The sequence below is a fragment of the Kribbella sp. NBC_01505 genome (genome assembly GCF_045040285.1).
In the GTDB taxonomy this organism is placed as follows: Bacteria; Actinomycetota; Actinomycetes; order Propionibacteriales; family Kribbellaceae; genus Kribbella.
In genome coordinates this window covers 2414399-2425500 of record NZ_CP109425.1, presented here as the reverse complement: position 1 = coordinate 2425500, position 11102 = coordinate 2414399, and the positions used below count along the sequence as shown (strand labels likewise).

14 protein-coding genes and 3 tRNA genes are annotated in these 11102 nt (G+C 68.2%); 9 read left to right on the top strand and 8 right to left on the bottom strand.

Features of this window, described 5'->3' with window-relative positions; genetic code table 11:
• Window positions 1–5: 5 nt before the first annotated feature.
• Window positions 6–629 (bottom strand): DUF899 family protein, encoded by a 624-nt coding sequence (locus tag OG474_RS11320; protein ID WP_405062200.1) that lies wholly within the window; start codon window positions 627–629, stop codon window positions 6–8.
• Between the two features lie 193 nt (window positions 630–822).
• On the opposite strand from OG474_RS11320, the gene OG474_RS11315 reads away from it, so the two are divergent.
• From OG474_RS11315 to rpmG, 3 genes are all read left to right on the top strand, one after another.
• Window positions 823–895: transfer RNA gene (locus OG474_RS11315), tRNA-Thr, on the top strand.
• A gap of 50 nt (window positions 896–945) precedes the next feature.
• Window positions 946–1019 (top strand) — tRNA-Met (locus tag OG474_RS11310).
• Window positions 1020–1085: 66 nt separating this feature from the next.
• On the top strand, window positions 1086–1253 hold the full coding sequence (gene rpmG / locus OG474_RS11305; RefSeq protein ID WP_012923742.1) for a 50S ribosomal protein L33: 168 nt from the start codon (window positions 1086–1088) through the stop codon (window positions 1251–1253).
• A 112-nt stretch (window positions 1254–1365) separates the two neighbouring features.
• Here rpmG and OG474_RS11300 read toward each other — a convergent pair whose 3' ends face one another.
• Entirely contained in the window at window positions 1366–2112 is a 747-nt protein-coding gene (locus OG474_RS11300) for a hypothetical protein (protein ID WP_405062199.1), read from the bottom strand.
• Window positions 2113–2192: 80 nt separating this feature from the next.
• Here OG474_RS11300 and OG474_RS11295 point away from each other — a divergent pair, with 80 nt between their 5' ends.
• From OG474_RS11295 to OG474_RS11285, 3 genes are read left to right on the top strand one after another with little or no spacing between them, the layout of a single operon-like run.
• Window positions 2193–2615, top strand: a complete 423-nt coding sequence (locus OG474_RS11295; RefSeq protein ID WP_405062198.1) for a MaoC family dehydratase N-terminal domain-containing protein — start codon at window positions 2193–2195, stop codon at window positions 2613–2615.
• Window positions 2612–3019 (top strand): MaoC/PaaZ C-terminal domain-containing protein, encoded by a 408-nt coding sequence (locus tag OG474_RS11290; protein ID WP_405062197.1) that lies wholly within the window; start codon window positions 2612–2614, stop codon window positions 3017–3019. The genes OG474_RS11295 and OG474_RS11290 overlap by 4 nt, the downstream gene beginning before the upstream one ends.
• On the top strand, window positions 3016–4041 hold the full coding sequence (locus OG474_RS11285) for a UDP-N-acetylmuramate dehydrogenase (protein WP_405062196.1): 1026 nt from the start codon (window positions 3016–3018) through the stop codon (window positions 4039–4041). Before OG474_RS11290 ends, OG474_RS11285 begins: the two co-directional genes overlap by 4 nt.
• A 157-nt stretch (window positions 4042–4198) precedes the next feature.
• Here the strand turns inward: OG474_RS11285 and OG474_RS11280 are convergent, their stop codons facing one another.
• The 3 genes from OG474_RS11280 to OG474_RS11270 are packed head-to-tail and all read right to left on the bottom strand — an operon-like array spanning window position 4199 to window position 6777.
• Window positions 4199–4807 (bottom strand): hypothetical protein, encoded by a 609-nt coding sequence (locus OG474_RS11280; RefSeq protein ID WP_405062195.1) that lies wholly within the window; start codon window positions 4805–4807, stop codon window positions 4199–4201.
• Window positions 4800–5429: a 2'-5' RNA ligase family protein gene (locus OG474_RS11275; protein ID WP_405062194.1), complete on the bottom strand. Its 630-nt coding sequence runs from the start codon at window positions 5427–5429 to the stop codon at window positions 4800–4802. Before OG474_RS11275 ends, OG474_RS11280 begins: the two co-directional genes overlap by 8 nt.
• A 4-nt stretch (window positions 5430–5433) precedes the next feature.
• Window positions 5434–6777, bottom strand: a complete 1344-nt coding sequence (locus OG474_RS11270) for a hypothetical protein (RefSeq protein ID WP_405062193.1) — start codon at window positions 6775–6777, stop codon at window positions 5434–5436.
• 252 nt (window positions 6778–7029) lie between these two features.
• Between OG474_RS11270 and OG474_RS11265 the strand changes: the two genes are divergently transcribed.
• A complete protein-coding gene (locus OG474_RS11265) occupies window positions 7030–7530 on the top strand; it encodes a hypothetical protein (RefSeq protein WP_405062192.1) in 501 nt (166 codons plus the stop codon).
• Here OG474_RS11265 and OG474_RS11260 read toward each other — a convergent pair.
• The 3 genes from OG474_RS11260 to OG474_RS11250 form a co-directional block, all read right to left on the bottom strand.
• The gene (locus OG474_RS11260; protein ID WP_405062191.1) at window positions 7527–8093 is read right to left on the bottom strand and encodes a histidine phosphatase family protein; all 567 of its coding nucleotides are present in this window, start codon (window positions 8091–8093) and stop codon (window positions 7527–7529) included. The two genes, OG474_RS11265 and OG474_RS11260, sit on opposite strands and share 4 nt — an antisense overlap.
• Window positions 8094–9131 carry an adenosine deaminase gene (locus tag OG474_RS11255; protein WP_405062190.1) on the bottom strand — a complete coding sequence of 346 codons (1038 nt, stop codon included), beginning with the start codon at window positions 9129–9131 and terminating at the stop codon, window positions 8094–8096.
• 64 nt (window positions 9132–9195) lie between these two features.
• Complete coding sequence (locus OG474_RS11250; protein ID WP_405062189.1) at window positions 9196–10389, bottom strand: pyridoxal phosphate-dependent aminotransferase; 1194 nt, start codon at window positions 10387–10389, stop codon at window positions 9196–9198.
• 302 nt (window positions 10390–10691) lie between these two features.
• On the opposite strand from OG474_RS11250, the gene OG474_RS11245 reads away from it, so the two are divergent.
• Window positions 10692–10764 (top strand) — tRNA-Trp (locus OG474_RS11245).
• Window positions 10765–10819: 55 nt separating this feature from the next.
• Complete coding sequence (secE, locus tag OG474_RS11240) at window positions 10820–11062, top strand: preprotein translocase subunit SecE (RefSeq protein ID WP_132175403.1); 243 nt, start codon at window positions 10820–10822, stop codon at window positions 11060–11062.
• The last annotated feature ends 40 nt before the right edge of the window (window positions 11063–11102 follow it).

The following is an 11102-nucleotide window of genomic DNA, read 5'->3' as shown; positions in this document are numbered from 1 at the left end:
ACTTTTCAGCCGTACGTCGGGTGCTGTGGCCAGCCGGCAGGGGAGTCTTCCCACTCCTCCTGCCGGCCGTACGGCGCGAGGTCGAGAATGTTGTTCTCGAACAGCACCCGGTCCACACCGCGTGAGCCGGTGGAGTACGTCCGGTAGACGGTGTCGCCGTCGCGGAGGAACAGGCTGAGCAGGAAGCCGCCGCCGGCGCCACAGTCGGCGGAGAACGTCGTACCGGCCGACGAGGCATGCGGGACGGTCCAGCCCATCTGCTCCCAGTAGCCCGTCATCTGGGCCAGGGGCATGTCCGAGACGGTGGCCCAGGCCACGCCCCGGCGGGCCAGCCCGGTCAGGTCAGGCACGTTCCTGGTGAAGCCCGTGCAGCCAGGACAGAAGTGCTCCGGGCCGGCGTCCATGAACTGGTAGAGCGCCAACTGCTGCTGGTCGCCGAACAGCTCCAGCAGCGTGACGGGGCCGGTCGCCGACTCGAAGGTGTAGTCGTCGAACCGGACCATCGGCAGTCGCCGTCGCTGGGCTGCCAGCTGGTCCTGGACGCGCGTCGCCGCCTTCTCTGCGGCCAGTAGTTCGGCCCGGGCCTTCTCCCACTCTTCGGCCGGGACCACTGTCGGTAGCGCGGTCATCTGATCGTCCTCTCCTCGGTCGGTGTTCTCTCTTGTACGACGAAGCAGGGTCGCCGATCTCGACATCGGGGGTTGGTCAAAAGCACTACCCGGGACCCGGTATGATTTCTGAGTCGGACAGAGGGGGGCACACAGTGCGCCCGGCTCGATTTCACATCGAGGCGGCAGACCGTGTAATCTCTCTCCTCGGCCCGCCCCTTTAGCTCAGTCGGCAGAGCGTCTCCATGGTAAGGAGAAGGTCTACGGTTCGATTCCGTAAAGGGGCTCGAAGATCGACAACTCATCCGGTTCTCCGGATGAGTTGACGAACTCACCCGGCGGGGTAGCTCAGGTGGTTAGAGCACACGGCTCATAATCGTGGTGTCGCGGGTTCGACTCCCGCCCCCGCTACCCACCAACGCAGTACCTGAGAGTGCGATCACCCAAGTTGCGCACTCCTGATCAGAAGAGGCAGTAGTGGCTAAGTCAACCGACATCCGCCCGAAGATCACGCTGGCGTGCACGGTCTGCAAGGAGCGCAACTACATCACCAAGAAGAACCGGCGTAACGACCCGGATCGTCTGGAGATGAAGAAGTACTGCGCGCGTTGCAACGACCACACGGACCACCGTGAGACCCGCTGACCTCAGCAGTCTTTCGCGAAGGCCGCTCCGGGAAACCGGGGCGGCCTTCGCTTTGTCTTCAGCACTGCGTTGTCCTGGCTGGACCGAGATCCTAGTTAGACCGAGATCTAAGCTAGACCGAGATGATGGGCCGGCCCGCTTCGTACGCCGCCAGTCGCTCGTCGCGCGGGGTCAGGCAGCACGAGCCGCAGAGCGCGCCGTCGCCGACCTCGCTCGTGTAGTAGAGACAGCAGGTCTTCCGCAGGTAGACCAGCTTCCCGCCGGCCGGCTCCACGTCGCCCAGCTTGTCGAGCCCGCCCGGCGCCTTCGCCACGAAGGTCTGCCAGCGCTCCAGCAGGAACGCCGGGTCGATCGTCTCCTCTTCCCGAGTCGCCGCGCAGAACGCCATGGCACAGCCGGCCGCTACTCCGCCGTGCACCTGGCGCAATCCGGCTCTGGTCCGGCGATGCAGTTCGTCCGACAGCGGAAGCAGGTGCTGCCGGAGCACGACGTCGTACAGGGTCTCCAGACCGCCCGGAAGGTAGTCGGCGGAGCGGATGGCGACTGCGGCCAGGCCATGGCCGTCGTGTGGTCTTACCCACACGTTCTGCGGCCGGACGTCGAGCACGTGGCCCTCAAGGGCCCAGAGGAGCAGTGCTGCCGCCGGTGCGCGCCCTGCGTAGAAGGACATCAGGCTCAGCGCGTTGGCGTGCTCCGAGACGTGTCCGCTCGCGTCATGGTCGCGTTTGAGCAGCTCTGTGAGCTCCGGACCGTCCTGCTCCAGGATCCTGTCCACCCGCAGCCACTCCGGGCCGCTCGGCGTACCGATCTCCAGCTTGTACCGAGGCGCGTACCTGGCCAGCGCCGCTACTGCCGTCACGTTCAACCTTCCCCAGTCGGGTCGCACGGTTCCCGGGTGGCGGCTCCGGGTGTCTTAGTCTGCCAGTAGGCTCTGGACCCATGACGATCGACGCCACGATGGTCGGCCGGAGCTACGCGGCCGCCGAGAGCTACCAGGTCGGCCGGGAGAAGATCCGGGAGTTCGCCGCCGCGATCGGCGACGACAACCCGGCGTACACCGGTGACGACGCGGTGGCACCGCCGACGTTCGCGTTCATGCTCGGCAGCCGCGCGCTGGACCAGCTGCTGAACGACGAGGAGCTCGGGCTGCGGCTCGACCGGATCGTGCACGGCGCGCAGAAGTTCAGCTACACCCGCCCGATCAAGGCCGGTGACGAGATCGCCGCGACCGCGACCATCACCACCGTCCGCAAGGCCGGTGACGTCGAGGTGATCATGTACGAGACCGCCCTGACCACGGTCGACGGTGAGCCGATCGCCACCTCGACCTCCACGATCTCGCACAACCGGGCGGACTCATGAAGGCTATCTCCGCGGGTGACGTCCTCCCCTCGCTGACCGTGACGTTCCGGCGCGAGGACCTGGTCCGGTACGCCGGTGCCAGCGGCGACTTCAACTCGATCCACTGGAGCGACCGGATGGCGGCGGCCCTCGGCCTGCCCGGCGTGATCGCGCACGGCATGCTGACGATGGCCTCCGCGGCCCGCGTGGTCACCGACTGGCTCGACGACCCGGCCGACCTGGTCGAGTACGGCGTCCGGTTCACCAAGCCGGTCGTCGTACCGGATGACGCCGACGGCGCCGAGGTGACGTTCTCGGCCAAGGCCGACAAGGTTGCCGACGGGCTCGCCGAGTTCGACATCACCGCCGTCTTCGGCGGCGAGAAAGTGCTCGGCCGGTCGCGGGCGGTCGTGCGCGTCTCGTGAGAACCCAGGCGCCGCTGGCCGATTTCACCACCCTGCGGATCGGTGGACCGGCCGACAAGCTCGTCGAGGTGACCACCGAGGACGAGCTGATCAGCGCCGTCCGCGGCGCCGACGCGGCCGGGGAGCCCGTGCTGCTGCTCTCCGGCGGTAGCAACGTGGTGATCGGCGACGACGGTTTCCGTGGCACGGTGATCAAGATCGCGACCTTGGGGATCAAGGTCGACGCCGACGCGTGCTCCGGCGCGATGGTGCACATCCAGGCCGGTGAGGACTGGGACGCCGTCGTCCAGCGCGCGATCGCCGAGGAGTGGAGCGGCCTCGAGTCGATGTCCGGTATCCCCGGTCTGGCCGGTTCGACGCCCGTTCAGAACGTCGGCGCCTACGGTCACGAGGTCGCCGAGACGATCGCCTCGGTCCGCGTCTGGGACCGGTCCGAATCCCGGATCCGGACGATCTTCGCGGCCGACTGCGGCTTCGCCTACCGTTCCTCGATGTTCAAGTCCGAGCCGGAGCGCTTCGTCGTACTGGAAGTCGCCTTCCAGCTGAAGCTCGGCAACCTCTCCGCCCCGATCGGGTACGCCGAACTGGCCCGTGTCCTCGACGTCGAGCCCGACTCACGAGCCCCGATGAGCGAGGTCCGCGAAGCCGTCCTCGCCCTGCGCCGCAGCAAAGGCATGGTCCTCGACGCGGGCGACCACGACACCTGGAGCGCCGGCTCCTTCTTCACCAACCCGCTCCTCGACACCACCGCCGAGGTCCCGGCCGGCGCCCCCCAATGGCCGCAACCCGACGGCCGCGTCAAAACCAGCGCCGCCTGGCTGATCGAGCACGCCGGCATCCCCAAGGGCTTCACCCTCGGCGCCGCCGCCGTCTCCTCCAAACACACCCTCGCCCTCACCAACCGAGGCACCGCCACCGCCAAAGACATCCTCTCCCTGGCCACCCACGTCCGCTCCCAGGTCCACCAGGCCTTCAACATCACCCTGGTCAACGAACCAGTCCTGGTGAACTGCACCCTCTGAATGACACAGCCCCGGCCAGCAGTCGCGGCCGGGGCTGGTACTTGTAGGCTGGGCGCAGCAAAGACTTAGGTTTCTGGCCCTCGGGTCAGTGAGCCAGGTTGGCCCTCGGTGTAGCTACGACAGCCGGGGGTTTGCTGTTTTCTGGCGGGGGTTGGGGCTAGTAGCGCCATTCGAAGAGGTGGTTGTGCATCCAGTTGGCGAGGGCTTGGGTGGTGGGGGTTGGGGTTCCGTTGGATTCGCTGAGGAGGTCGGCCAGGACTTGGGCGGGGGCGGCCAGGCGTAGGCCGGTGGGGGTGCTTCGGCGGCGGAGGTAGACGGCGTCGGTCGGGGGTTCGACCAGGACGACGTTGCCGGTGGGGGCCGGGGTGAGGTGCCAGGCGGTGGCGGCGGCTTCGTGGTCTGGCGTGTAGACGACGGCTGGGGCGGTGGTTGGGGTTGCGGTCCAGAATGCGGCCGCGTGGGTGCCGGTGACGGCGTACCTGATGGGGCTTGTAGCCAGCTGAGCGAACAGGTCGGTGCCTTTCCAGCGGGAGGAGCGGCCGGCTGTCGGGGTGGCGGCCCAGTGGGTGAGGAGGAGGAACCAGTCCGGTACGGCGATGATGCCGCCGCGACCGCGTTCGACCAGGGATCGTGTTCGCAGTTCGTCGATGATTCGACGGACGTCGGCGGCTGGAGCCTGGCTCAGCTCGACCAGGTCGTGGGTGGTCCAGATGGAGCGGTAGTCCAGGAGCGCGCGAGTCACGCGGGCCGAGCTGTCGTCAGTCATGGGCCGGCCGGCCGAGGGTGAGCGTGACGTACGGCGTCCACTGGTAGCAGAGCTGGTCGCGGTTCAGGTCGATCAGGCTGACCTCGTTGAGGTAGAGCTGGGTGGAGTGCTCCCCGAACTCCGCGATCCGCTTCCGGAGCGGTTCGGCCGGCGCTGCCTGGTTCCAGTAGCCCAGTGAGATGTGTGGGTCGAGGTCAGGGAACTCGGGGAGCGAGTCCTCGCCCCAGACTTCGAGGATCGCCTCGCGAAGGACCAGGCGGAGCCGACGGAGGTCGTCGGCCGGCCGGACCGGTAGGCGCAGGCTCTCGAGGCCGGCTGTCGCCGGTCCGACGGTCACGTTGAACGGGACCACCGACTCGAGGCGGCGGCGAGTGGCGGCGACGATCGGCTCGAGCTCTTGCGGGCTGAGCTTGTCGGCGAAACCGACACCCTGCAGCGTCAGGTGCAGCCACTGGCGGGGGACGGGGGTGAGCTCCGGCATCGAGGACAGCAGCGGGTCGTAGCTGCCGCGCAGTGCCGCGAGCGCTGCGGCGTACTGGAAGGTGATGTGCCAGGTGTAGAACGAGCGACCCTGCCGCCAGCCCGGACGCCAGTACCAGTGATCGCGGACGTCGTCGAACATGCGGCTAGGACTCCTTCGTCACAAGGGGTGGAGGGGTGTACGTCATGCGCCGGCCCGGAAGGTCGGGGCGATAGATGAAATCCCGGAGGCGCTCGCGGAGTTGTCGCGCTCTCGCCACCCGGTCGTACGGCGCGGTCATGGCGGCGACCTCGCCCATCCGGTGGATCAACGGCCGGACGCGATACTCCAGGGCCGTGTCGAAGATCGGCTCGAGAGCGATGATGGCGCCGTCGAGCTCTCCGAGCGTCAGATGCGCCTTGACCTGCTGGAGCCTGATCATGCGTTCGGAGCCTGCGTTGCGGACGGCGTGCGGTCTCGCTTCGAAGCGGGCCACCGAGCGGTCGGCGTGAACGAGTGCTTCGCGCGCATCCCCCAGAGCCAGTTGGGCGTTGGCCCAGAAGCCTTCCGCGCGTTCCGGCGTACAGAGCAGTGGTCCGCCGAGCTCGGACACCGACGGCCTGTCCGGAACCTCCTGCGCGGCGGCCAGCGCTGCACGTGCCTCACTGATCCGGCCGGATCGGGCGAGGTCGACCGCGAGCGCGCTGGACAGGAAGAGGCGAGATGATCCCGCGGCGTAGCGCAGGCCGTCCTGGGCGTGGTCGGCGGCCCGGACGAACTCGTCCTGCCAGAACGCAGCGGTGTGCTGGGTCGCGCGGATCCAGCCGCGGAGCTCGTTGTGGTCCGCCGCCTCGGCGCACGCCCAGGCTGTCCTGGCGTGGCTCTCAGCTACTTCTGGGCGGCCGAGATCGACGGACATCCAGGCCAGCAGGGTGATGGCCCAGCCCGCTGCCGCGTACAGGTCGCGGGACTGTCGCGGCGACTGCCGTCCGGCCAGGAGGACGAAGGCCCGGTCGCGGACCGCCCGGCTGCGTTCGAACAAGGGCTTGGTGGGGACGTGGAGGTAGAGCTGGGCGATTCGCTCGATGTCCGCGTGCAGTTGCTCGACTGTGAGCTCGCCGACGTTCGACTCCTCGGCGAAGGTCAGGAGCGCGATGGACTCGTCGCCGGCATACCCGACCTCTTCGTCGAGGCCGAGGGTGGACGGCGGCTCCAGCTCCCGCTCGTTCGCGGGGGTGCCGGGTGGTGGGAGGAAGCCGAGCTCGTTGTCAGTGGCAACGTTCAGGATGGAGCGCAGGCCGGATCGGTAGGCGGCGCCGGGCCAGCGGACCGCGCCGCGCTCGAGCTTCGCGATGTAGTGGCCGTCGAGCTCGTAGCGGACCTCGGTCGTGTCCCAGAGCCACGCACAGACAGCCTCCGCGAGCTCGACGCGGGACATCCGTTCACCGGGTGCGCGCCGAGAGGGAGTGCGCTCTCGTGCGCTGCGCAACAGGTCATTGGCGGCTTGCATGGCGGTAACTGTAGGTGCGCGAACACCCTCTGCGACCACGGAAAGCGCTGCTGTGGATGATCTGCCCCGAGATGCCCCGGAATGCCCCACGATGCCCCGATCTGCATCGATGGAAATACGGTCGTGGCCGGAAAAGGGACGTTTTGTCGAGCCGGCCCGGCAGATCCGGGCCACCCAGCCGGCTGCTGAGCCTGAACACGCGGGGCATCCCGGGGCAGATAGGGGCTTCCCTGGGTGAAATAGGGTCTGAGGGTGGCCGAGGAAGCTGTGACGACGTTGCGGGCTGGGTTGGGGCGATTCGAGCGGGGCGAGGAGGGGCTCGCCTTGCTGGAGGTGTTCTTGGAGGTGGCTGGGCCTTGGCTGGGGCCGGTGGTGCTGGATCCTTCGGGGTTGCTGTTGCCGGACGAGATGACGGACGACCGGGCGCTGGTGCAGGGGCTGATCGGGGAGATCGATCGGGAGCCGGTCAAGAAGTGGAAGGGCGCCGAGCGGGCGTACGACATGGCGGATCCGCAGGCACGTTGGGACTACGTGCGGCTGGCGCACTGCTCGCGGCTGGCGACGGTGTGGAGCGAGGGGCGGCGTACGACGTATTTCGAGGCGGCTGATCACGCCCGGGCGACCTATTGGCTGCCGGAGAGCGTGAAGGTGGCGTTCTTCGATGCGATCCAGGCCAAGGGGTGGGCGGTGCCGTCAGACTGGCTGACGGCGGTCGGCAAGCAGCCCAAGCCCTGGTGGAAGCGCGGCAGCTAGGGCTCCAGCCGATCGATCCGGCCGTCGTCAGCCACCCGGAACACCACGTCCGACGGATGATCGCGCCGCATCGCCTCGTCCACGGTGAGCCCGGCCAAACGCCGTACCAGCAAGCGACCGACCATCTCGTGCGAGACGATCAGAGCGGCTCGTACGTCGAGCTCTGCCAGCACCTGCTCGATCCGTACGTCGGCATCCGCATAGCTCTCGCCGCCCGGGAACTGGAACGTGTACTTCGCCGCTGACCGCGCGACGCGTTGCCCCGGCCAGCCCGCATCGATCTCTGCCGACGTCAGCCCGGACCACTCACCATGGTCGAGCTCAGCAAGTCCCTCGACCACCTGAACCGGCAGGCCGACCACCTCGGCGATCAGCTCAGCGGTCCGGAGGGCACGTCCTAGCGGACTGCAGAAGATCGCGGCGATATCGGCAGAACGCAGCAGTGCGGCGTTCTGACGCGCCTGCTGCTCGCCGAGTGCGGTCAGTGGTGAGTCCAGCCGACCCTGGCGGCGGCCGGCGCGGTTCCACTCGGTCTGGCCGTGGCGGGCCAGGTAGGCGCTCATTTAGTACGACGGGACTGTGGCGGGGGTCTTGAGCCAGTTGTCGATGTCGGCGAGCAGGGACTTCTGCACGTCCGGCGGAGCGGTGGCGGCGAGGATGGAGGACCGGGCCAGGTCGGCCAGCTCCTCATCGGTGAAGTCATGCACGCTGCGAGCCGTCTCGTACTGCTCAGCCAGCCGCGAGCCGAACAGCAACGGGTCGTCAGCGCCCAGTGCGATCCGGGCGCCGGACTCGTACAGGTGGCGAAGCGGGACGTCCTCGGGGTGCCGGTAGACGCCCAGGGAGACGTTGGAAGCGGGGCAGACCTCTAGAGCGACCTGTGCGTCCACTACGCGCTTCAGCAGCTCAGGGTCTTCTACGGACCGCACACCATGGCCGATGCGGCCGGCCCCCAGCTCGTCGAGGCAGGTGCGGACGGTGGCAGGCCCGCAGAGCTCACCGCCGTGCGGGGCTGCGAGCAGGCCGGCGTTGCGGGCGATCCGGAAGGCAGGCGCGAACTCCGACGTCGTACCGCGGCGTTCGTCGTTCGACAGGCCGAATCCGACCACGCCCCGGCCCACGTACTGCGCCGCGAGGCGGGCGAGGATGCGGGCGTCGAGCGGATGCCGGGTGCGGTTGGCGGCGATGATCACCTGGACCGCGATCCCGGTGGAGGCCGCCGCGTCGCGGGCCGCGTCCAGCACCAGGTCGGTGAACTCGGTGATGCCGTGGAAACGGCCGGCATACCCGGACGGGTCGACCTGGATCTCCAGCCAGCGGGAGCCGTCGGCGCGGTCGTCCTCGGCCGCTTCACGGACCAGACGCCGTACGTCGTCCTCCGTGCGCAGCACCGACCGCGCGATGTCGTAGAGCCGCTGGAACCGGAACCAGCCCCGCTCGTCGGCCGCGGACAGGTCCGGCGGCCATTCGGTACGCAGCGCGTCGGGCAGCCGGACGCCGTGTTTGTCTGCCAGCTCGACCAGCGTCAGATGCCGCATCGAGCCGGAGAAGTGGAGATGCAGATGCGCCTTCGGCAGCACCCGCAGGTCACGCTGCGTCATTACCGAAGGTTACAGAGTCCCTACCCGACCGGTGAAATCCGGGCGGGCAGGGACCCCGGACGAATCAGCTCAGCAGCTTGGCGATCCGGCCGAGACCTTCGGCCAGGTCCTCGTCGCCGAGCGCGTACGACAGCCGCAGATATCCCGGCGCCCCGAAAGCCTCACCCGGCACGACGGCCACCTCCGCCTCGTCCAGGATGATCTCGGCGAGCTCGGCGGAGGTGGTCGCCGTACGGCCGTGAATCTCCTTGCCGAGCAGGCCCTTCACCGACGGGTAGGCGTAGAACGCGCCGGTCGGGGTCGGGCACTCGACACCGGGGATCTCGTTCAGCAGCCGCACCATGGTCCTGCGACGACGGTCGAAGGCGACCTTCATCTCCTCGACCGCGCTCAGATCGTTGGTCAGCGCAGCGATAGCGGCCCGCTGAGCGACGTTGCCGACATTCGACGTCTGGTGGGACTGGAGGTTGGTGGCGGCCTTGATGACGTCCTTCGGGCCGATCATCCAGCCGACCCGCCAACCGGTCATCGCGTAGGTCTTGGCCACGCCGTTCAGCACGACGGTCCGGTCCGCCAGCTCGGGGACGACGACCGGGATCGACGTCGACTGCACGCCGTCGTACGTGAGGTGCTCGTAGATCTCGTCGGTGACCACCCAGATGTCGTGCTCGTGCGCCCAGCGGCCAATCGCCTCGACCGACTCCCGGCTGTCGACCGCACCGGTCGGGTTGGACGGTGAGCAGAACAGCAGGGCCTTGGTCTTCTCGGTCCGCGCCGCCTCCAGTTGCTCGACGGTGACCAGGTAGTCCTGTGACTCGTCGGCCAGCACCTCGACCGGCACGCCGCCGGCCAGCAGGATCGCCTCTGGGTACGTCGTCCAGTACGGCGCGGGCAGCAGCACTTCGTCACCGGGATCGAGCAGGGTCGCGAACGTGTTGTAGACCGCGTGCTTGCCGCCGTTGGTGACCAGGACCTGCGCGGGCTCGACCTCGTACCCGGAGTCGCGCTTGGTCTTCTCGACGATCGCCTGCTTCAGCTCCGGCAGGCCGCCGGCCGGGCTGTAGCGGTGGTTCTTCGGATCCCGCGCGGCCTCGACGGCCGCCTCGACGATGTAGTCCGGCGTCGGGAAGTCCGGCTCACCCGCACCGAAGCCGATCACGGGCCGTCCGGCCGCCTTGAGGGCCTTGGCCTTGCTGTCGACCGCCAGGGTTGCCGATTCACTGATGGCGCCGATCCGCGCCGAGATCCTGGAACTCATACCGCCATCCTGGCAGCACCCCCCACGGCGGCCGCCGGAAATATCGGGACCCGGACCGGTGTGATCCGGGGAACACAGAGGGGGTGCGGTCCGTTGTGTCCGAGTGCAGGCTGTATGGTTCTGGTCGCGGTACGGCGTCCGGTTCGGGGGCTGTGCGGGATCAGACGCAGGGGAGAACGACGCCGACAGGCCGAGTTCGACCAGGTGGCTCGGAACCCGTACACTCTTCTAGTCCGGGCGTTGATGGCCCTGACTCGGCATGCCCGAGTTCAGGTCCTGTGCAGCGTCCTGATGGATTGCAGAGGGCACTAGCTCAACTGGCAGAGCATCGGTCTCCAAAACCGAAGGTTGGGGGTTCAAGTCCCTCGTGCCCTGCACATCCTGACCGGCGCAGGGCCGGTCAGGCCGCCGCTAGCGAAAGAGGTAGGTCGTGACGGAGACGCGCACCCCGGCACCGTCCGGCGCCGGTAAGCCTGCGGAAGGCAAGCAAGGCAGAGGCCTGCTGCGTTTCTACCGCCAGGTGGTCGCCGAGCTCCGCAAGGTCGTCTGGCCCACCCGCAAGCAGCTGTCCACCTACTTCGTGGTGGTGCTGACCTTCGTGGTGTTCGTCATCGCGATCGTCTCGGTCCTCGACCTCGCCTTCGGCTGGGCAGTCCTCAAGATCTTCGGCTGAGGCCGACACCGCCCACGAAAGGCCGGGAGCCGGGCCCACG